We start from the raw sequence: 20,865 nt of genomic DNA, 5'->3' as shown, positions 1-20,865 counted from the left end.
ACCTGCCAACCAAAACTTGCTGCTTTATGTCACTACCACGCCAGCGGGCAATAATTTCAAAGTTACGTCGGTCTCCGATGAGTTTTACAGATTTGCAGGATTATCTTCAACTGCAAACAGAGATTACCGGAGAGGACTTATTTTGTTCTCATCGCACCTTTCAGCGCGACATTCAAAGGATCGATACTCTGTTTAATATTGAAATAGAATACAATTCCACAACCAAAAAATATGAGATCACTTATGACGGACATGAGGAGCATAATGAAAGACTCATGGAAGCCTATGATGTATATAATGCCTTAAATGTCTCAGACCACCTTTCTCAGCATGTGATCGTAGAAAAGAGAAAGCCATTGGGAACAGAAAATCTCCACGGACTTTTGCACGCTATCCGGAATTACTTTTCCGTTTCTTTTATGTATGAAAAATTCTCTGACGGTGATCTTAGGCAACGCACTGTAAAACCGGTAGCAATTAAAGAGGCCCAAAACCGATGGTACCTTTTGGCAGAAGATTCCACCGATACTGTAGTAAAATCATTTGGTTTAGATAGGATCAGTGAACTGGAGATAAGTACACAAAAGTTTTCGCCTGTTGAATATGACGCAGAAAAAGAATACCGCCATAGTTTTGGAGTTATAAACGGTGTTGATACCCCGCCGGAAAAAATTGTTCTTTCCTTTACCCCAAAAGAGGGAAAATACATTAATTCCCTGCCTTTACATAAAAGTCAAACAGAAGTCCTTAAAAATAACAAGGAATGGAGGTTCGCTTATTTTTTACGTCCCACTCATGACTTCATCATGGAAGTACTGTCTTATGGGGTTGATGTAAAAGTAGTTGAACCAGAAAGTTTTAAAAATACTGTCCTAAAACATTTGCGAGAGGCAATTGAGCAGTATTAGAACAGATAAGTCTTTTGGTTTTTAACAGCAGTTTATCCGGTTTTCCGGCAAACGCAAACAACTTCTATAAAAGGGTAAAATTCCATCTGAATATTTAAAGAATGACGCTTGAATTTAAAAATCACAGCCTCTTCGGGCCTGTTATTGGAGATATCGTAGGCTCTGTATTCGAAGGCAAAAATGTTAAAACCATCGATGTTGATCTTTTCAATCCTTCGACACGCTTCACAGATGACACCGTACTGACCATTGCGGTGGCTGATGCACTCCTCAACAACAAAGATTATACAGAGTCTTTTCAATATTGGGGACGAAAATATTCCTGGGCAGGCTACGGGAGAAACTTCAGGGAATGGATGTTCGCTGAAAATCCAAAACCCTACAACAGTTGGGGAAATGGTTCAGCTATGCGGGTAAGCCCCATAGCGTACGCATTTGACCATTTAGTTCAGGTAATGGAAGAAGCAAAAAATTCGGCTATTGTAACACATGATCACCCGGAAGGAATTAAAGGAGCTCAGGCCATAGCTGCGGCAGTTTTTCTGGCGCGTACCGGAAAAACCAAACAGGAGATCCGGGAATTCATTACAAAGGAATTTGACTATGATCTTGATCGTAGCATAGAAGAAATTAGACCGGAATACAAATTTGATGTCAGCTGCCAGGGTTCAGTTCCTGAGGCCATCATTTGCTTCCTGGACAGTAGCAGTTATGAATCAGCTATTCGCCTGGCGATCTCCCTTGGAGGCGACAGTGACACTATTGCCTGCATGGCAGGGAGCATAGCTGAAGCTTTCTACAATGATATACCTGAAGCCCTGCTTGACTATGCCGACAAAAAGTTGCCAACAATCATGAAAGAAATAATTCAGGCATTTCAAAATAGATTTACATGAAACCAAAAAATTAAATAAAACATGAATACTGATCCTGAAGAAAAATTCATAGATGTACCGGCAGACAGAGGCACACTCGTTTTACATTCGGATTACGGAAAAATAGGAGGCTTTGATGTAAAGTTTGAATTCTGGACTTATAGCACTTATGCAGGTGTCAGCGCCATATTTCTTAAAAAAGAGATCGAACATTTAACCCATGAAGAGATCATTGAACTGGTAAAAAAAGATTGCGAAACCGAGAAAGTTGAGATCAGCACTCCGGGAGAAAAATACCTGTTTGCCACCTATGCCGTCAAAGATCATTCGTCCAAAGATTCATTTTACTAAAAAATAAAAACGGAGATTATCCCTACGTAATATCTGAGAGCAGACGTCTTTTCTGAGATTTTGGAGAATATCGTTGAGACCAATTGATGGCTTAGAACTCTTCGAAGCTCTGGAATATAATTGAAGAAGTCCCTAAGGCAGTGACTGGTCATCTTCGGCAGTTAAAGAACCAGCTAACTTATTTCAAATCGCATCTCTAAAAGTTAGATCGTGAAACAGACATGGAGGCTCAAATAGAATATACAAAAGAAGAGGTTCTCAAAATCAGCTTTTCCACACTTGTGATAAAAGTAAATAGTATTAAGGAAAAATATGGCGACTTCAAAGCTTTTGCCTCAAAATTAGGCCTTTCAGGAGTCACCAATGGTAAATTATTTTTAATATATGAAATGATGGAGCCTCCATACTACTTAATAGAAAAAGTCGAGAAACATCTGCTTCCCTTGTCGTTCAAACCGGAAAAGGATTTCGTCTTTATTTATGAACAAATGACTATAGGCCTAAAAGGGGAACCTTCACCGCTTTTGAACAAAGAACATCCCGCCACTCATGAAATCCCCTGGCTCTCCAGCCTTATTCATACTGAGGGTAATTTTGTATGGTTGGAAGAAAAGAACTTCCTTTAATTTCAGCAGATTTGGCTGAACCTAAAAAAGATCATTAACGACAGGTTTTGTCGTAGCTTATACTTATCTCTGTAACTAATAGACCTTTAAGCCTTTTTAAGTGTGGATTATTGGATAGCTAATGCAGATTCTTTAACTCATCAGGTCTTCATGATCATCATGGGGAGTCTCTACCTTTTAGCCTGGATCCTTAGAACTTCGTACAAAGCAGTCAATATTTACTTCTACTTTCTGCTTTTCCCCCTCATGCTTACCCTACCCCGTAGTTTGGGTAAAAAACTAATTATACTGTCTCTTTCTATATCGTTCTTTTTGATTCCACAGGTTGAACAAGTATCATCCCTCCTATTTGATAAATGTGTCCGTTTTTTGAATCAGACAGCGGGGCTGTTGGGATCTGACTATATAACAATATCAGTATACCTCTGCGTGGTTCTGCCAGTATTGATCTATCTCCTGGTCCTCCTGGTGAGGTCAGGCTCACATAAATGTCTTCAGCTGCTAAAGGTGATCGGCTTTATTTCAGCGATCTATCTAGTGTGCATTTATCCTTTTTTGAAAGGCTGGCTGATCTACTTAAAGAAATTATTGGTCTAGTGCACTTTTGCTGCACACATCCCTAATAAGTTTAATTCAGAAAACAATCCCTTTAATATAGAGAACCAAAAAAACCAAGATGAAAAACCCCCCATTATTGCCGCTTAATACAGAAAAAAAGGACCTTATAAAAATAATTCCCCAAGACATTGAACCTCCTGGAGCATCGAAAGAAACAGAAAATGAATCTGCTCCCAACCCAGTTAATTTTTCGTACAGAGTAGACGACCAAGTGGAAATGGCCGGCCATATCTTCGAGGAAATTAGAAGGTTCATTGATGAGGAAGTTCAAAAAAGGCCTTCTATACATCCCTTTTTGGACATGCGGACTTTCGAGGATCAAAAATTCCATCATATTAAAGACCTCCTGAACGAGGTACATTTGGAAAACGTATTGAAAGGAAAAGCTACTCCAAAAGAAGTGCTGGATAAGGAACTGGAGGAATTTCTGGCTCCCTTTTATGAAAGAGGAGAATTGAAAAGGCCATGAAAGCTTTTTTCTTGCGCTCTAACTACTAATAATTTATTTGATATGACGTTTAAAACAAGTAAATCGCTTCTTTCTAAACAAGACACCTCAAAATTCATGAAACAAGCCGATCTGGCCTGCAAGCTTCTTGATCCCGATTTCCTGACTGAAGTTGTGCATAATTTCAAGCTGGAGGATCTGGAAGATACCCCCGAATTTCTTGAAGATGCAGAAGAAAAACTGTTTTCCTGGAGGGAAGAAAAGAAAGGCTTACAGATCCTGGAAGTAGAGAATTTTGATACCCGTTGCGTCGCCTGCATCTATGGAACAAAAGTTACTGGCTACCGCATACATTATTCCATTCCGGGGCCGGAAGGTACCCGGATACACTATTGCAGGGAATTTGCACTTCATTTTCAGCTTAAAGATGGCTGTCTAACCGATTTTGGATGGTGTAATGCTTTTTTGGATTCAGAAGAAATAACAGAAATCATGGATTAAAAATTCAAACGACAACTCTTGTCCACCTTCTGGTCTTACTTTGTTCTGAGAGAAAAAGAACTTCCATGACTGAAATTTGCTTACACAGAGAATTTGACCATTTTTTTTGCCCCGTAACCGGGAAGAACGTTTTACACCCAGAAGGCTATAATACTCCCCCGAGTCTTCTCTTTATTTATATCGAGGAGATCCAGGGATATGAATACATACATCCAGAGCTTCAGAAAAAATTTCCGGTTGCCTTTACTGAGTATGGCCAAACGATAAATGGAGAAGCTCATTTTAAGAAACTGAAAAAAGAGGAGGAATGGGCAGAAGATAAGTTACTTGTAAGCTTTGGCAGTATAGGTACTGTTTCCCTGTGTTTCGATCTTGGGTATGAAGTAACTCCAGAGATTCATGAATCTCCCTTAGCAATCGTAAAATCCAGAAAACCATGAGCCCATACAGAGAAAAGATCATTCTTGCTTATAAGCACCTGTTGGAAGTACATGAGGAACTGCTTACCAGGATCATCAATGTCGCCATGACCGGCGAATTGGCTGAAGTCAATGAAGTATTTGAGCCCGGAGACCAATTCAGTTTTGAGAAAGAAATGTTTCGGACGACCGAAGACCGGAATGTGAAAAAATTATTGGCTTTTCATGATCGACTGGAGGAGTTAATGAATTCTCTGGCCAACATCAATAACATCACAGAAGATGAGCTGGAAGCTGAAGGTGAGCAGGAAGATTAAAGGGTATTTATCAAAAAAGGATAATATTCTTAAGCCGCTTTCCTGATCAAAAAAACTGCAGTGATGAAATTTTTAAAAATTCTGTTCCTAATAAGCATGTTTTCACAAAGCTTTAATGCCTTCTCGCAGATCTTTGAAGAAAAAAAGGACATCATTATTACTTTTGGCAGTGACTATGAAACCGGGCTGGACAGCAATGGGAATCACTATCTGGCGTATAATGACACCTTATGGAGTGATACCAGTGGGAAATACAACCGCACTTTCCTGCTTTACTTCACAAATATTGAAGATAACCTGGAGGTCTGCAGCCATATGAAGGTCCTGGAACCGGCATCTGAAAAGGATAACATCATTACATTCTATGACCGCGAGATGGAAAAACTGGATGCTTTTTACTGGAAAGATCCTCAAACTAATTACCTCTATGAGCTGGAGATCATTGATCCTTTCAGCGTACTCTATATCTGGTTTGATGACGGAAAAAACCATAAGAAAAACCCATCAAAATGATCCCAATGCTAAGACCGAATCATATCTGGGGATTGTTGATCCTGCTGTTTGGCGGGGATCTTCTCGATCTCGAATTGGAACCTCAGGCCACAACCTTGATCAAGGCCCTACAGCCGGTGACCACAGCTAATACTGAAAAAATTCAGCCTGTTTCGGAAGGAACGACAGCTTATGACGCTGTAGTCCCTTAGGTTTGTCATTGAGTGAATGAAGAAGACCGGGAAAAGGGATTATTTGATTTGATGTTTTGATTTAACTACTAAAAACACCCATTTGCCCGGGAATGGGTGTTTTTATCCTCTAATGAAACTATAAGACCTAGCTATGCCAGCAGAAAAAGATGATCTTCGCCTATACCTGAATAATCCCGAGCCTTTTAGTTTGCTGAATATGCAACCCGGAAATAAAACACTCAGTCAACTTTACCGGGAGCTCAATTTTAGAGCTGAAGAGGAATTCCTGGAGCACTGCTACCGCAGTAAAAAGAATTATACCCCTGCCATGTTCAGAGCCACTGTTTTTTACCGCAGGTATTCTTTTCTAAAAAGACATCTAAGACAACTTACCTACTGGTTATATCGCAGCCCTGAATTTATTCCGGAAGACCTCAAAGCGGCCATGGACACCTTACCAGACCTTACCAACCCCTGGGGAGTGAAGGTGGCCCCAAAACGACTGAAAAAACTAAATTTCTTTCGAAAAGATCTCTAACAAGACTTCTACCACATGGAAAGAGTAGTAAAAGATCGCCTGGCAAAATTCTTCAGCCTCCCCGTGGAGCTAATTACCGAAGAAGCAGACCTTTATATCCTGTCCGTTCTCAGTTTATATTTTAGAGAAGAACAGGGAAAAAGCGACAACATTAAAATTTCTGATGTAGATGTGGAAAAATTATGCCTGTCGCGGAATGATCTGGTCATGGATGAGGAAGGAAGTAAACTGGATATATACCTAAACCACCTTTTAAACAAAAGTGTTCCCACAGAAATCCGTGAAAAATCCTGCTTTAAAGATCACATTGGCCGGGACGGCTTTACCCGTCACCTGCTTGAAACCGTGCTTTGTATTATGGAGATCTCAAAAGAATTTAATTGTGACTTCATGGAATTCCCTGAGGATGATGAAAAACAAATGACTGTAAATGACCTTATTCAATTTGTAGTTCTTCAGAATAATTCACGTGCAATCAAAGATTAACTGGAAAAACAGCATAGATTTAGAAATAATTCGACTTACCATACTCTTTATATGAAACCTGAAATAATTATTGACAACTACGGCACCTCCCTTGAAAATCCGGTGCTCTTAAGCAGCATAAGAACGGGTTATAATTATTGTGATAAGCTGCAAAAACTGGATGAAGATTTAGAGTATAGAAGGAGAGGCAGTAATCTGGTGGCCGGATTCGAGAAACCTGTTGATGCTTATGATTTCAAGCGCTTCGGAAAGGACTTCTGTACTGTCTATATTTATGCCTACCATTCCGAAGATATTGAGGAAGTGCCAGCGCCTTTTTTCAGATTAGATGAGGGCCTCTCTACCCTTGACAATTGGCTGGAGGAGTTGGAGATCAGAGAAACTGAAGAAAATGGTGGCAATACAGAAGAACTACTGGAGGCCATGTTCAAAGATGAACTGGAGGATCCGCCTTCTGAAGAAGAACTGTTGGGTTACCTGGTGAGTAATATTCTCATCAAACACGGTAAAAACGCCCCGGCCTCCGATGAAGAGTCAGGTGACTGGTCTCCTGAAGACGAGAGAAGACTCGTATTCCAGATCCATGAGCTCGGGCTGAGCCCGTTGCTGGAACCCGTGGTCCTCCAAGAGTGGGAGGATTACCTCAAAAACACCCACCGGCCGCACCGGGAATTCTTTGTGCACAGCTTCCTCCCCTCCTATCACCACAGTAAACTCGAGCCCTATCTTCCGCAGGAGACACGGGAGAAAAATGAGCAGGTAAAAAAGGCTTATGTAAATCTGGTCCAGGTGATCAACCGCATTCAGTTCTTTGCAGATGAAGAAGTGCAGGAAAGAGTGGAAAGTGATTTACAGAAAAAGCAAGAAACTTTGACTGTGATCAAGCAGTGTAATACCAGATTCTGTGGATTACGACTCCACAGCGACTTCTCCGGCCGTTGCAATATTGATTACTGGCTGGACCTGGACATTTTGAAAATGCTTAATAAGAACCCAGTTTCGACCCTCTTACGCAGCATCTATGAACTTACTCCCGGTTTGGAAGAACGGGTGAGCTGCCGATCATTGACCTATGACTGTGAAGCCTGGTTTGAAGACCTGAGGGAGGAAAGCAGGTATGAAGAGGAGTACCGACTCATCATAGCTGAACACCCATATTAAAATGACCTTTTAAAACCATTATTCTACTTAAACAGAATTATAGAACCAAAAATGAGCTAAATGAAAAATTATCATCTAATCGAAAAGTTCTTTCATGATCAGGACGAGTACATTGAATTCCTGGTCAAGGGAAAAGAACTCACAAAGGCAAACGATGAGATCACCTGTTTTGCACAGCTAAAAAAAGAAGAAGGCAGCTTTCTTTACAAGCTCATTTGGCTGGAAGATGGGAGATCTGTGGGTGATTATGTAGAACCTTTTCGTGCGAGCCGGGAAAATTTTGAGAAGTTTAACCATGGTACAAGGGTCATTGCCGAACGGCTGCGAATTCTGCTTGAAACTGACGATCCTAATGCCGTACCGACAGAACCTGCAGCTTTTGGAGACCTCACGGCGAAGGGAGAGAAAATAAAATTTGATTACTCTAATGGATACGAAGCCTACAATGATCGTTACTGGAGGAATAAAGAAACAGGCGAGGTAGAATTGATAAGAATACCGGTTAGGAGTATACGTGATGCGCCTTTGATAAGGTATCATGAACCTGACATACCCGGTCGTAAAGGAATAGACGATTTTGATCTATAAAGCTGTAACTTATGTGGGAACTTTTTGAAATAATCATCTGGACCAACATTATTGTCACCGCCCTGGCAGTTGGTTTCTTTTTACATGGATGGTTTAAATCGAAATAGAGAGAGAACAATTGTATTCTAAAGTTTCACGCTAAGGTATCAGAGGTTTCGCAGAGATCGCAAAGCAATAGCAAAGAACAACACATTATGGAAACACTCAGTTTTATGGATCTCTTAGTGCTAACTACAGCAGCACTATTGATCATTTCTAAATTTTTCGATTGTTACACCACTCACAAGTACATCGACCGATCTCGGGAGACCAACCCTATTGGCGCCAGACTAATGGAGCTTCTTGGGGAGAAAACAGCTATCTGGGCAATCTTTCTGTTCGTTCTGCTCCTTGTTAGCGCTTCAGCAGCCTATTACTTTTTATTCCCTTCTCTATTCTACGGAATTTCCTTCGTTATCCTGGGAGCCGTGGTTTCTACTATTCAGTTTGCAGTAGCTCACTTCAACTACAGCTTTAGTAAGGGAAAAACAGTTCGCAATCCATTAATCAAAATGACGCTGCTACTGCACCAAAGACTAAAAAATGTAAAACTGAGATAATTGCTGAAAAATCTATTATGTCAAGACCAGCCATAACAATGCCGTTTACAGCCCGAGAAAACCGCTTGTACCGAGACGTGGAATTCCTCACCTCCCTCCGCCCCTTCCGAAACTGGGTGAACCTGGAGAGCCTTAAAAAATGCTGCTCCTATATTGAAGCGGAATTTTCCAAATCCGGTTATGAAGTAACAAGACAAACCTGGAAAGTCCATGGAAATGACTATACCAATCTCATAGCTTCTTTTGCTCCCGATAAACAGAAAAGACTTATAGTGGGTGCTCATTATGACGTCGCAGGGGAGCAACCCGGGGCTGACGATAATGCAAGCGCCATTGCAGGCCTACTGGAAACGGCAAGACTACTTGCTCAAACTAAACCCGATCTTGATTATGGGGTAGATCTGGTAGCTTATTGTCTGGAAGAGCCTCCGTTTTTCGGGACTCCGCACATGGGCAGTTATATTCACGCCCAATCCCTTTATGAATCAAAAGCTGACGTCCTGGGAATGATCAACTATGAAATGATCGGTTATTTTACCGAAGAGCCCAATACCCAAACCTGCGTCTATATTCCGGAACTCAAAGATATTCTTCCTACAACAGGGAATTTTATTTTCGTGGTAGGCCAGCAGGGCCACGGAAAATTTACGGAAAATGTGTATAACCGCATGAAAGAAGGGGGCGGAGTGGATGTAAGGATGCACAACTTTCCCGATGGAGGAGGCTTTGCCGGATTTTCTGATCACCGCAACTACTGGAAATTTGGTTATCCGGCGCTGATGATCACCGATACCGGCTTTGAAAGGAACCATAATTACCATAGGTTAACTGACACCATTGAAACCCTCAACTTCGAAAAAATGGCAGCCGTGATAAACAGCACTTTTGTGGCTATAAACCAATTATGATATTCTTAATTTTACGCCAATGAACCAATTTTCGACTTACTACAACCAACAATTTCGTCAGGACCTTAACACCTTCTTTTCCGGTATTCCAGATGAGAGCAGGTTTCATGAAGATCGGAAGGAAAAGAACATTTACGCTATTCAAATTGAAAGACTCACGGGAAAGTACCCCCACCTGGATTTCCTGAACAATGAACAAAAGGCTTTTTTTGGAGTAGCCTTATATTTCACAATTCTTGTAGATATGGTATGCTATACTTACTACAGGCAAGATTATTCTTATTTTCAAAACCTAACTCGCTATCCTAAATTTATTGGGAACTGTCCCGGTGGATGTCGATATCATTTCCATCCATCCCGGCTATTCGAATTTATGAGCCATAATCGGTTGGGAAGGAAGAAACCGGAATTTTCAGAAGTATTTCAATTGGCAATCCCTGTGATGAGCCAAGAAGTACGGAATTTTTTTCAGGAGCATATGTGGCAAATAAACGGAAAACTGTTTTGGGAAAAATGTAGTGCAGAGTTTCCATTTAGAAGATCCTCCTAGACCTAAATAAACAGGGGCATGGAAGAAGGAATAAAACACCATATTATTATAAACAGGAAACTATTATCAATAACTCTTAAATAACATTAGATGTCAACATATAGCTACACCATCACGTTCACCGTCACCGAAATAATCATGCTCCGAAGCGCTTTACTACAAATGATAGCAAATTGCGATGAACACTTAAAAGATGGGCCAACGGCTCCTTATTGGGCCCATAAAAGGTCTGCTGAAGCTGTTCTGAAGAAGCTTTATAATAACGTGGAGCAAGTAAGCGGCAACAATTTCATTTAGGTAAAGTGTTTTGAAAGTTCCTCAATTGTCAATCAAAAATAACCCGGTTTGAAACGGAAAAGTGAGCGCCCTTAAACGAGTCGGCATAGCAGTCTTTATTCTTATCGCAATTCTATTTTTTGCGCGGGAAAGATTATACAATCAGGTCGTAATCTATAGATCTCTTGGACCACGGACAGGTCATCCCGCAACTAACGCATTACTGATTAAAGAGATCGAATTAGATATCGACAACCAATCCGATGCCCGTATAGATGAGATCATCCAAATTAGTCTTTCCATTACTTCAAAACACCTTCACTTTACTGTTTTAAATACTTCCAATGATCCTAACGTCCTTTTTAGTACCGGGAGAGCCCACTGCGTTGGCTATGTCCGCTTCTTTGCAGCTACCTGCAATTATCTTTTGGAAAGATATGGACTGGATGATCAATGGATCGCCCAACCAACCATCGGGCAGCTTTATGTTTTTAATACTAATATTCACAAATACCTCAATTCACCTTTCTTAAGAGATCATGATTTTGTAGTCCTTGAAAATCTAAGAACAGGAGAAATTGTAGCTGTAGATCCGACCCTAAATGATTATTTAAAAATAGATCTCGTAAAATATGCTGAATAGAGATCCTATTTAGGAAAAGCCAAGACTTTAACACATCTCATTTAACAAAATATTATAATTAATGTAAGAAAATAGCTATGTTTGAGGAGACATAGTATTTCATGTCATTCTTTTGCCCCCTACACAGAAGAATTTTATCATTTTAACCTGCTTAAAAATGGAAAATCTTTTTCTACTGTGTGCCCCTACACTGATAATTAATCAACTGCTTTTTCTTCAAAAGAGTTATTAACCTATACCTCCTGTGAAAGAAATAGACTTAAAAGTTGACTTTGAGAATTTTTATTGTCCGATTACGGGGCAACAGGTTTTGGACCCCGGGCAGTTTATGCCATCACCTGCAATGGTTTTCGCTTTCCTGCATCCCTATACCTATTTCGAATACCTGCGGGAAGACCTAAGGGAGCAGTTTGCCGAAGCTTATGCAGATGAAGCAAAACACGCCGAACTCTACTTTAAGCTGACGGATGAAGTGCTAAAAGAGGAGCAAAACTTTCTATGGATCACTTACGGCGGACCTCCCTTTGGTTATGTGAGCCTATGTTTTGATATGGCCTACGAAAAGCATGGAGAAGATGAGGAGGAACATCCTTTTTATAAACGGAAAGTATAAGAGGATTGAAATTGTGAAAAGAAAATAAAAGTTCTGAAGTAGAAAAAGGAAAAGCTCTCGCATTAAAAATCAAAACTTAAACTGTAAAGCAATACTATGGTAAGCATCAAACTCGATTATAGATTTCTTGAGAATTACGACCATTTATTTACTGTCGGCAATAAAAAGCCTTCTCCAATAGCTCAGGCTTTCACCAGTCTCATGACCCTCACAGGGATATCCAGGTTATTTGAAAAAGAAGACGTTTATGAATTGGTAAAGCGCGCACATCTGCTGTTTCCGGAACAGGACATGATAACAGATTTTTTTGAAAACGATGTGTTGTTGTATTTTTCCGTTAATCAAAAGATTCACCAATTAGATGCCGGAAATCTCAAAGAGTTCATCGGTTTTGAGATTGCAGATGTAAATGAGAACCATGTCTCATTTGAGAGGTGGGCCACAAATATTCCTAATTATAAAACACATGCTGCCTTAATTTCTTCTTATGGAGAAATACTAAATCTTGACACCTCAAGATCAAACGTTTCCGGTAATCTGGATAATTTGGAAATTGATTTTGGAAATCGGCCCGACGACGTTCCTTTTACACACGAGGACGTAACAAAGGCTGAACATTTCGCCAGTGCCGTAATAAAATCAATCCCGGCTGCAGCCTATGACAGGCTTAAAGCACAATTTCCTAATAAATTCAGGGAGCTGGAAATGCGCAAAGCACCCTTTGATGAACCTGTTTTTGATTTTGGATCCTTCCCGGTGGAGAAACAAAAAGAATTGTGGCAACATTTTTTTCCTCAAATGGAGAATTTTGATGACGCACCTACCCGGGAATACTATGAACGGCTTATTCATCTGGCCTGGCTTTGGTCAAATGGATTTGTAATAGACGAAGATATCAATTGGGTTCATATTGATTTTAGAATTAAGTCTTTGGATCCCGAAGATTTAGAAGTCGAAGATGACAGTAATGATCTTTTAAATATAAAAATGCTTCACAACCTTGATGAAATCTTCCCCCTGTTACACGATCCCGAAATTGCGAAGCTGGCCGAGCGGCCCTGGGAAAACTTGAACATTTACTCCTAAAAACCAGATTCATGCCGAAATCCAGATTTTATTTGACCAAAAAAGAATACATAAAAAAGCAAATTGCCCGTACAAATAAAAAGGACTACGAAAATTACGTCATCTCTAGGATAATTCATCGGCTGGATAATTTGGATGTAAAATTTGTTACCCAGCAATACATAAAAAAAGAAGATGGTTATTACCTGGCGGATCTATATTTCCCCCAACTGAATTATTTTATTGAAATAGATGAGGGACATCACTTAAATCAACAGGAAGCTGACAAAGTTCGAGATGCGGATTTTCACAACGTAGTGGGAGTTTCTCCAAAACGAATTGACGTTTGCAACACTACGATTAAGGAAATTAATGATCAGTGTGATCAGACCGTTACTGAGATTGAAACACGCTTAATTAAAAGAAAAAGAAGTGGAGAATTTGATCCCTGGGATCCTGAAAAAGAATTCAGTCCAGATACCTGGATAAAAAAAGGAAAAATAACCACCGGGGATAAAGTTGCTTTTAGGAGGATTGTAGATGGATGCAAGGCAATGGGTCTAAACTACGAAGGATTTCAACGTGCAGGTGCCAAACACCCTTTTGAGGAAAATACGATGATTTGGTTTCCAAAATTATATCCAAATGGTGCATGGGAAAATTTTTATGATGAGGAAAAAGGAGTAATCAGGGAAAGAAATATAGAAAGCGATGAAAAAAGAATGAAGCACGTGAAGTATCACTTAAATGACCATCTAAAGCGAAGAATTGTATTCGCCCGGGTAAAAGATCCTTTAGGATTTATTCTTTATAGGTTTCGCGGGATATTTGAACTAGATGAAGATTCGTCTAATTATAAAGATGGTCTTGTCTGGTGTAGGACCAACGATGAAGCAAAAACCTATGATTATAAGAAAACAAAACTCCAGTTCGTAGATTAGAATCTCTTAATCCTTCAAATTTTTTTAGCATGGCAACAATAAAATTCAAAAACAGCCACGATTTAATAAACTACCTGTGCAAAGAGGAGGTTCTGGGTGAGGTCAAAATAGAATATATCCAGTTACAGAGCTCAATGCTGGAAGCCACCTACTTTAATTTTCAGTATCCTTCTTTGGAGCAACACCTAGATAGGATTGCCTGGGATATTATAGAAACTAATGGAGCAACTGCATCCACGATCAAGGTAACTTTTTATGAGGATAAGCAAGATTTCAATTACAGTTTAGAGGGTACCGAAGAAGAATTTGATTCAATTGATGAAGAATTCCAAGACCTCCTCGACAGTGTCCTGGGCCCTAATGCCTTTGCAGCTATTTCCTTAGAAGGAACAGATTATAACCTGGATTCCAGCGAAATTAAGAAATGGGTTTTTTTTGAAAATACACCGGAGGGAGAAAGAACAATGAACTTCTCAAAAGAAGAGGGAGATCAGATTCTCAATGGAATTTTTTCTATTCTTCAGGATAAAGAATCAGTTATCGAATGTCTGGAAGAATTTAAATTCACAGTAGATTACAACAGGGTGGAATTAATAGAAAAGGGAGCACTAATTGCCAATGATGTTCTCTCTCTTAAAGATGATCAACAATTTGAATTGAATACAGATCAACTAAAAAAGAATTAGTCGGTGTGCCTTGTGACTACCATAATCCTGGAATTATACTGGCCATGAAGAAACTGAACAATAGTCTACGCTAGCCGAACACCTATCTAAAGCGACAGTCAGCTTATAAACAATAATTTATTTTGTAGCGAAAACATTTAATAAATATAAAGGAAATTATTAAAGTGCTGCTACGTGTTCAGCTAAACGCGATTTAAGGTTGGCTGCTTTATTATTATGAATGATGTTTCGTTTTGATAATTTGTCTATCATAGAAACTACTGTAGGAAATAATGTCTCTGCCTCCTGCTTATCAGCCTCACGCAATTTTCTGATCGCATTCCTGGTAGTTTTATGTTGATGACGGTTTCTTAGACGTTTCGTCTCGTTACCCCGGATCCTTTTCAATGCTGACTTATGATTTGCCATTACTTACTCTTGTTCCAATTAATTAATTCGTAGTAGTCCGTAGGGGAATCGAACCCCTGTTACCAGGATGAAAACCTGGCGTCCTAACCCCTAGACGAACGGACCTTTTTTCAAATGCGGCCGCAAAAGTGCAACTATTTTTTTAAAAAAAAGTATTTGTACCGAAAAGATTCTAATTTTTCATTTTGATGATATAGATATTACCAAAGAAAAAAAATCAGGTTTTTCCAGATCCACTGGAAGCTGAGAAGATGAATCAAAACTGACTCATAAGAAGAAAATTTCTTGGGAGCCAATGGTATATTTTTAACACCCGGGCCTTAACATAATCTTTTGTTTTAAGTAAGAAAAGGACTATTTTTGAGCATCTATTTCAGGATCTTTTTTGCCCCCTACACCAAGAAAACCATTAAAATAGTAGCTATTTTTTGTAAAAGCTCACTAAATACAACTACAACCTCTTTTTATGGACAGTTTAATCACATTCTCAAGCCTTCAATTTGATTTTATTCACGATATCTTGTAAATCCATGAAAATTTCTAAACTATGAAAAATAAAGTAACATGGAAAGAAGCAATAAAAATGGTTTTAAAGGAAGCCAAGCGACCCCTTCATTATTCTGAAATAGCTAAAACGATAGTCAAAAATAAATATAAAATGACTACTGGCTTGACCCCTCGTAAAACTGTATATACTTCGCTTAAAAGAATGCTGGAAAAAAAAGATTCAGAAATATCTCAAAGGGATAGGGGCGTTTTTAGTTTTAAAAAAAGAAAAGGCTAGAAGAAGAAAGTATTCATGCACAATCCTCAAATTTAAAACCTTTTTTGGCCCTAAATATGAACAACAAACCGTCGAGTAGAAATACTTTAAATGATTTAAATGGAAAAGAATGGATTTACAATACCAATTCCATTGAATCATTTGAAACTGAAGAATGGGAACGAGAGTTCAATAAGTTTGTCATAGAACTAATAGAGACAAGATATTCAACAAAAGGAAAAGAAAGTTTCGCTCATCATATAAGGAAATCACATCCTACTCCAAAACCTCCACAACTCATGGAGAGACTAATTAGATTTTTTTCCAAGAAAGGAGAATTAGTTTTTGATCCATTTATGGGAGTTGGAGGTACTTTGTTAGCATCATCAATGGCAGAAAGAAATTGTATCGGAATTGATCTCTCAGAAAAATACATTAATATTTATAAAGAAGCCAATCAGTACTTAGAATTGGAAGAACAAAAAACCATAATAGGTGATGCAAGAGATTTGGATAAAAATAAATTGTTGGAAGATAAAATCTTTGATCTAATTGTCACTGATCCCCCTTACGGTAACATGATGAATAGGATAAAAACAGGACATGCAGCTAGAACAAAAAAAAGTAACCAACCTACTCCATTTTCTACAATAGAGGGTGACATTGGAAATCTCGAGATAAACGAGTTCTTAATAGAATTAAAAGAAATAACAGAAAAGGCGGTGAAGAAATTAAGGAATAAAAGGTACTTAATTGTTTTCACCAAAGATTTTCAACCAAAGCCAGATTACGATGGCATGCTCCATTCTGATATAGTAAAAGCATTATCTAAGATCAATGGCTTGCTTTTTAAAGGAATGAAAATTTGGTTTGATAAATCAATGAATTTATTTCCTTACGGCTACCCATATGCCTATGTAGGAAATCAACTACACCAATACATATTAATCTTTAGGAAAGAGGAAAAAAATTGATAAATAAAGTAAAGAAGGGAGAGAAAAAAATTTACTTCAAATCTCCCTTAAATTATATCGGCGGGAAATATAAGTTATTAGGACAAATCATTCCCAAAATTCCAAACGACATCAATGTCTTTTTTGATTTATTTGCTGGAGGCTGCAATGTCGCAGTAAATATACCATCGAAGCAGCTAGTATTAAATGACAACATTCGTTACTTAATTGACCTGTACAAATTTTTTTATGAACAGGATTATGATTCAATTCTAAATCATATTGAATCGAGAATTGAGGAATTTCAATTATCTAAAACAAACGAAAATGGTTATAAGGAGTTGCGTCGCTTCTATAATCAAAATAGAAATCCTTTAGATCTTTTTGTTCTCGTTGCCTTTTCCTTTAATCACCAAATTCGATATAATAAAAAACATGAATTTAACAATCCTTTTGGCCGTGACCGCAGTAGTTTCAATCCTACGATGAAAAATAATTTAGAAAATTTCGTTACGAGACTTAAAGAGAAAAAGACGCATTTTTTGAGTCAAGATTTTGACCAAATTGATTATTCATTTCTGGGAAAACAAGACTTTGTTTATTGCGATCCACCCTATTTAATAACTACGGGTACATATAACGATGGCAAGAGAGGATTCACAGGATGGAGCACTAAAGAAGAAACAAACCTATATAAAATTTTAAATAACTTAAACAGTAGAGGAGTCAGATTCGCACTATCCAATGTGTTAGAACATAAAGGTCTTGAGAATACAATATTAATGAATTGGTTAAGCAGCAATGGATATTATATTCATCACTTAAACAAAGATTACTCGAACTCAAATTATCAGTTAAAAGACAAAAAAAAGAACAATAGCTCTGAAGTCTTGATCACAAATTATAGTTAGATAAATTTGTTTTAAATGAGAATTATCATTCCAGACAGCCTTCTTAATGAGGCTTTGATTTATTCCAGGCTATCCCGTCAATATACTTCTAACAGGCATGATTTTCATTCAGGCGGTTTGGATAACAAACAAAAAAAAATGTTTGAAGGAAAAATTGGAGAAAAAGCCATTAAGAAACTATTTATCGATGAAAATATAAAGTTTGAAGAAGACACTACTTCCCATGAAGAAGCAGATTTTTATGATTTTATAGTTCATACAAAAAGTGGGAAAAGACTAAAAGTAGATGTCAAAACAAGAACAAAAGCATTTCATACACGAACCTTGGAAATGGTTGAACAACTAAAGAAAAAGCCTAAAGATATCTACATATCCGTAAGGTTATATGATAAGAAACCTATTGAAGTGGAAATAATTGGATATGCTCTAAAGAATGATTTTATTAAAGTGAACAGAATACAAAATCAAGGTTATTTAGACAATTATGTTCTATTTGACACAGAATTACATAGTATAAATACCCTACTTCAATCCCTCCAAAAAAATGAATAAAACCAATCTGTGGATATTAACAGAAGAAAGACCGAAAAAAAAAGTATTAGCAATTATATTTAAGAGATATGCCAAAGAAAAAGGTATTGCTTGCTTCATAGATAATATTAGGATTATCCCTATCCTACATAAGGATAAATTTTCTTTTACTTACAAAATTTTAGGACTTAATACCCCAAAAATAGAAGGGGTTTATTTAAAAATAATTAGTGGGAAATCCAGTTTTGTAGATTACCTTGTTTTTGACAGTTTAGAAGAACCCGAACCAAATGACATCCCGGTACTTGTAATTGAAGAGACAAAGACTGGCGATAGCGAAAGTCGTAATACAGGTATTTTTCAAAGAGCGACAAAATTTGTCTATGTAGATTATTTTTATCCTGACACACAAAAAATAATGCTCTATAACCTTCAGGGAGAGCAAAAAGCTAATGCTACCGAAACTAATATATTTGGAACAAGGTGCTTACTAACTTTAGGGGTCGAAATCAGTGGCAAAACTCTCAATGGTAAAATGGTCCCTTGGGATAATATTGATGATCTTATTGCTTTTAAAACTTCAATGAGGAGGCCCCCCGCTGGCAACGTAGCAATAGATATTATAAAATCTACAGATGAAATAAAAGTATCTGGCCGGTTAGTAAAAAGTGGTCGTTTAAGTCATGATCCCAACATCGGCGCTTTAAGCCTAATATCTGCTACACTCAGGTCTTTAGGATGGGAAAAAGATATTATTATAACTCTCCATGGTCTTAGCCAAGACATGTTAACCAATGGTAACAAGTTTATCAGAATAGCTAATAGGCATAACATCAAATTAGAAAACCTGGAAATTCCGGCATCAAAAAAGTTAACAGATTATTGGCATTATGAAATGAATGGAGAAAAAATAGGTACCATTTTTCTCCACCTTATGGTTGAAGAGTTTTCAGAAGGAATGTCAATTTATGAAAACCATGCAGGTTGTGAACGCGGTTATTTTTTAACAAAGGAGGGAGAAAAATTAGCTGTTGAAAAATATTCAGACAGGGCTCTTTATAAAGGGGGTGATAAAAAGGCTATAATTGCCTTACCGGATTTGACCTTAGTTGATTTTAAAAAACAGGAAGTTATAGATATTGAAGGAGAGATGTATAGAAACTCCGCCAAAGGTATTCTGCAGTTAGATGGATTTGATAGTTTTGAGGAATTATACATAAAGAAATATTATCCCGGATATTCCATAATAAGAACTGTGGTCTTGTTTGGAAGTGAAGATAGTAATGAACCTGTTGGAAAAGTCAGCCTTTTACTGAATAAGAAGGGAAGCATTCTTTTAAGTACAACAGCTCCGCAACTGTTTAAGGAATCATTGAAAAATTTTAGAGACTACTGGAAATAAAGATTATGAGATTTATTGGAAATAAAGAAAAATTGGTTGAATGGATTTATGATGAGCTAAAATTCACAAACTTAAAAGGAGGTCTGTTTTTTGATTTTTTTTCCGGCACAACAAATGTGGGCAAGCATTTCAAAAAAAAGGGCTATCAAATAATATCTTCAGATCTTTTATACACAAGTTATGTTTTACAAAAGGCCTATATAGAAAACAATGAAGAACCAAAATTTTCCGGTATTTTAAAAGATATAGAAGAGCCCTTAAACCTATTCCCTAGTTCAGAACTAGAAATGGTTTTAAATTACCTAGATGGACTAGAACCTAAGAAAGGTTTTATATATGAAAATTATACTCCAGAAGGAACAGTCCACCTTGATGCACCACGAATGTTTTTCACCAGTGAAAACGGTAAAAAAATTGATGCTATCAGAATACAGATTAATGAATGGTTTAAGGATAATTTAATTTCTGAACAGGAGTACTTTATTTTAATTGCATGTTTAATTGAAACCGTTCCCTTCTATGCTAATATATCTGGAGTTTATGCGGCTTTTCATAAAAAATGGGATCCTCGCGCCATTAAGCCATTAAAACTTCGACCGATAGAAATAATTAGTAATGATAAAAAAAATCTTGTGTTCAACACAAACAGCATTGAATTAATTAAGAATTTTGATTATGACATTATTTATTTAGATCCTCCGTACAATTCAAGGCAATATGCTCCCAACTACCATTTATTAGAGACAATTTCTAAGTACGACAGCCCCGAAATTAGAGGTGTAGCAGGGTTGCGGGACTATTCAAAGCAGAAATCAACTTTTTGCGTTAAATCTAAAGCACTTGAAGAATTGGAATACATAGTTAGCCAAGCTAACTTTAAGTATTTAGTTTTAAGTTACAACTGCGAAGGCATAATGAAAACAGACGATATTTTAAACGTTTTAAAAAAATATGGCGAGTTATCTTTTAAAGAGTACAAATATTTAAGATATAAAAGCAATAACAATGGTGATTCCAACAAAAAGAAATTCATAAACGAACAGTTATTTATTCTAAAGAAGCTCGTCAGTTAATAAAGTTTGTGAAATGAAATT

At 37.7% G+C, this 20,865-nt stretch carries 30 protein-coding genes and 1 tRNA gene; 29 read left to right on the top strand and 2 right to left on the bottom strand.

The features are described 5' to 3' along the window. The first annotated feature begins 77 nt into the window (after positions 1-77). The 23 genes from ACNORC_RS04970 (at position 78) to ACNORC_RS04860 (ending at position 14,803) form a co-directional block, all read left to right on the top strand. Positions 78-908, top strand: a complete 831-nt coding sequence (locus ACNORC_RS04970; RefSeq protein WP_418334490.1) for a helix-turn-helix transcriptional regulator — start codon at positions 78-80, stop codon at positions 906-908. Between the two features lie 101 nt (positions 909-1,009). Continuing rightward, complete coding sequence (locus ACNORC_RS04965) at positions 1,010-1,804, top strand: ADP-ribosylglycohydrolase family protein (RefSeq protein ID WP_418334488.1); 795 nt, start codon at positions 1,010-1,012, stop codon at positions 1,802-1,804. Between the two features lie 21 nt (positions 1,805-1,825). After that, the gene (locus ACNORC_RS04960) at positions 1,826-2,134 is read left to right on the top strand and encodes a hypothetical protein (RefSeq protein ID WP_418334487.1); all 309 of its coding nucleotides are present in this window, start codon (positions 1,826-1,828) and stop codon (positions 2,132-2,134) included. Between the two features lie 221 nt (positions 2,135-2,355). Next, positions 2,356-2,760 carry a hypothetical protein gene (locus tag ACNORC_RS04955; protein ID WP_386779625.1) on the top strand — a complete coding sequence of 135 codons (405 nt, stop codon included), beginning with the start codon at positions 2,356-2,358 and terminating at the stop codon, positions 2,758-2,760. A 676-nt stretch (positions 2,761-3,436) separates the two neighbouring features. Then, on the top strand, positions 3,437-3,847 hold the full coding sequence (locus tag ACNORC_RS04950; RefSeq protein ID WP_418334486.1) for a hypothetical protein: 411 nt from the start codon (positions 3,437-3,439) through the stop codon (positions 3,845-3,847). Positions 3,848-3,889: 42 nt separating this feature from the next. Beyond that, positions 3,890-4,327 (top strand): hypothetical protein, encoded by a 438-nt coding sequence (locus ACNORC_RS04945; protein WP_418334485.1) that lies wholly within the window; start codon positions 3,890-3,892, stop codon positions 4,325-4,327. A 65-nt stretch (positions 4,328-4,392) separates the two neighbouring features. Further along, complete coding sequence (locus ACNORC_RS04940; protein WP_386779669.1) at positions 4,393-4,767, top strand: hypothetical protein; 375 nt, start codon at positions 4,393-4,395, stop codon at positions 4,765-4,767. Next, complete coding sequence (locus ACNORC_RS04935) at positions 4,764-5,063, top strand: hypothetical protein (protein ID WP_418334484.1); 300 nt, start codon at positions 4,764-4,766, stop codon at positions 5,061-5,063. Before ACNORC_RS04940 ends, ACNORC_RS04935 begins: the two co-directional genes overlap by 4 nt. A gap of 63 nt (positions 5,064-5,126) precedes the next feature. Beyond that, a complete protein-coding gene (locus tag ACNORC_RS04930) occupies positions 5,127-5,576 on the top strand; it encodes a hypothetical protein (RefSeq protein WP_418334483.1) in 450 nt (149 codons plus the stop codon). A 5-nt stretch (positions 5,577-5,581) separates the two neighbouring features. After that, a complete protein-coding gene (locus ACNORC_RS04925) occupies positions 5,582-5,767 on the top strand; it encodes a hypothetical protein (protein ID WP_418334482.1) in 186 nt (61 codons plus the stop codon). Between the two features lie 133 nt (positions 5,768-5,900). Continuing rightward, complete coding sequence (locus ACNORC_RS04920; RefSeq protein ID WP_418334481.1) at positions 5,901-6,287, top strand: hypothetical protein; 387 nt, start codon at positions 5,901-5,903, stop codon at positions 6,285-6,287. A gap of 15 nt (positions 6,288-6,302) precedes the next feature. Next, positions 6,303-6,773: a hypothetical protein gene (locus tag ACNORC_RS04915; protein WP_418334479.1), complete on the top strand. Its 471-nt coding sequence runs from the start codon at positions 6,303-6,305 to the stop codon at positions 6,771-6,773. A gap of 51 nt (positions 6,774-6,824) precedes the next feature. Beyond that, the gene (locus ACNORC_RS04910; RefSeq protein ID WP_418334478.1) at positions 6,825-7,934 is read left to right on the top strand and encodes a hypothetical protein; all 1,110 of its coding nucleotides are present in this window, start codon (positions 6,825-6,827) and stop codon (positions 7,932-7,934) included. Between the two features lie 60 nt (positions 7,935-7,994). Beyond that, on the top strand, positions 7,995-8,522 hold the full coding sequence (locus ACNORC_RS04905) for a hypothetical protein (protein WP_418334477.1): 528 nt from the start codon (positions 7,995-7,997) through the stop codon (positions 8,520-8,522). 194 nt (positions 8,523-8,716) lie between these two features. Next, positions 8,717-9,121: a hypothetical protein gene (locus ACNORC_RS04900; protein WP_418334476.1), complete on the top strand. Its 405-nt coding sequence runs from the start codon at positions 8,717-8,719 to the stop codon at positions 9,119-9,121. Between the two features lie 17 nt (positions 9,122-9,138). After that, positions 9,139-10,029 carry a M28 family peptidase gene (locus ACNORC_RS04895; RefSeq protein WP_418334474.1) on the top strand — a complete coding sequence of 297 codons (891 nt, stop codon included), beginning with the start codon at positions 9,139-9,141 and terminating at the stop codon, positions 10,027-10,029. 19 nt (positions 10,030-10,048) lie between these two features. After that, entirely contained in the window at positions 10,049-10,579 is a 531-nt protein-coding gene (locus tag ACNORC_RS04890; RefSeq protein WP_418334473.1) for a hypothetical protein, read from the top strand. 90 nt (positions 10,580-10,669) lie between these two features. Then, positions 10,670-10,876 carry a hypothetical protein gene (locus ACNORC_RS04885; RefSeq protein WP_418334472.1) on the top strand — a complete coding sequence of 69 codons (207 nt, stop codon included), beginning with the start codon at positions 10,670-10,672 and terminating at the stop codon, positions 10,874-10,876. A gap of 61 nt (positions 10,877-10,937) precedes the next feature. After that, on the top strand, positions 10,938-11,498 hold the full coding sequence (locus tag ACNORC_RS04880) for a hypothetical protein (RefSeq protein WP_418334471.1): 561 nt from the start codon (positions 10,938-10,940) through the stop codon (positions 11,496-11,498). A gap of 244 nt (positions 11,499-11,742) precedes the next feature. After that, entirely contained in the window at positions 11,743-12,111 is a 369-nt protein-coding gene (locus tag ACNORC_RS04875) for a hypothetical protein (RefSeq protein WP_418334470.1), read from the top strand. Positions 12,112-12,207: 96 nt separating this feature from the next. Further along, positions 12,208-13,197: a hypothetical protein gene (locus tag ACNORC_RS04870; protein WP_418334469.1), complete on the top strand. Its 990-nt coding sequence runs from the start codon at positions 12,208-12,210 to the stop codon at positions 13,195-13,197. A gap of 11 nt (positions 13,198-13,208) precedes the next feature. Next, positions 13,209-14,117, top strand: a complete 909-nt coding sequence (locus tag ACNORC_RS04865; RefSeq protein WP_418334467.1) for an AbaSI family restriction endonuclease — start codon at positions 13,209-13,211, stop codon at positions 14,115-14,117. A gap of 29 nt (positions 14,118-14,146) precedes the next feature. Continuing rightward, on the top strand, positions 14,147-14,803 hold the full coding sequence (locus ACNORC_RS04860) for a hypothetical protein (protein ID WP_418334466.1): 657 nt from the start codon (positions 14,147-14,149) through the stop codon (positions 14,801-14,803). A 159-nt stretch (positions 14,804-14,962) separates the two neighbouring features. Here ACNORC_RS04860 and rpsT read toward each other — a convergent pair whose 3' ends face one another. Together rpsT and ACNORC_RS04850 are read right to left on the bottom strand one after the other, a co-directional pair. Continuing rightward, positions 14,963-15,211, bottom strand: a complete 249-nt coding sequence (gene rpsT, locus ACNORC_RS04855; protein WP_418334465.1) for a 30S ribosomal protein S20 — start codon at positions 15,209-15,211, stop codon at positions 14,963-14,965. A 33-nt stretch (positions 15,212-15,244) separates the two neighbouring features. Continuing rightward, positions 15,245-15,316 (bottom strand) — tRNA-Glu (locus ACNORC_RS04850). A gap of 442 nt (positions 15,317-15,758) precedes the next feature. On the opposite strand from ACNORC_RS04850, the gene ACNORC_RS04845 reads away from it, so the two are divergent. Genes ACNORC_RS04845 through ACNORC_RS04820 form a run of 6 tightly spaced genes read left to right on the top strand, consistent with a single transcriptional unit; the run spans position 15,759 to position 20,844 of the window. After that, positions 15,759-15,995 carry a winged helix-turn-helix domain-containing protein gene (locus ACNORC_RS04845; protein ID WP_418334464.1) on the top strand — a complete coding sequence of 79 codons (237 nt, stop codon included), beginning with the start codon at positions 15,759-15,761 and terminating at the stop codon, positions 15,993-15,995. Positions 15,996-16,051: 56 nt separating this feature from the next. Then, positions 16,052-16,948, top strand: coding sequence for a DNA methyltransferase (locus tag ACNORC_RS04840; RefSeq protein ID WP_418334463.1), 897 nt, complete (start codon positions 16,052-16,054; stop codon positions 16,946-16,948). Then, positions 16,945-17,838, top strand: a complete 894-nt coding sequence (locus ACNORC_RS04835) for a DNA adenine methylase (protein WP_418334462.1) — start codon at positions 16,945-16,947, stop codon at positions 17,836-17,838. The genes ACNORC_RS04840 and ACNORC_RS04835 overlap by 4 nt, the downstream gene beginning before the upstream one ends. Before the next feature lie 15 nt (positions 17,839-17,853). Further along, entirely contained in the window at positions 17,854-18,390 is a 537-nt protein-coding gene (locus tag ACNORC_RS04830) for a hypothetical protein (protein WP_418334461.1), read from the top strand. Then, entirely contained in the window at positions 18,383-19,771 is a 1,389-nt protein-coding gene (locus ACNORC_RS04825) for a hypothetical protein (protein WP_418334460.1), read from the top strand. The genes ACNORC_RS04830 and ACNORC_RS04825 overlap by 8 nt, the downstream gene beginning before the upstream one ends. Positions 19,772-19,776: 5 nt before the next feature. Continuing rightward, positions 19,777-20,844, top strand: a complete 1,068-nt coding sequence (locus ACNORC_RS04820; protein WP_418334459.1) for a DNA adenine methylase — start codon at positions 19,777-19,779, stop codon at positions 20,842-20,844. The last annotated feature ends 21 nt before the right edge of the window (positions 20,845-20,865 follow it).

Origin of the sequence: Salinimicrobium soli, assembly GCF_048323655.1 — a bacterium.
Lineage (GTDB): Bacteria > Bacteroidota > Bacteroidia > Flavobacteriales > Flavobacteriaceae > Salinimicrobium > Salinimicrobium soli.
The sequence above is the reverse complement of the archived record's forward strand: the minus strand, read 5'-3'. Positions and strand labels throughout refer to the sequence as shown.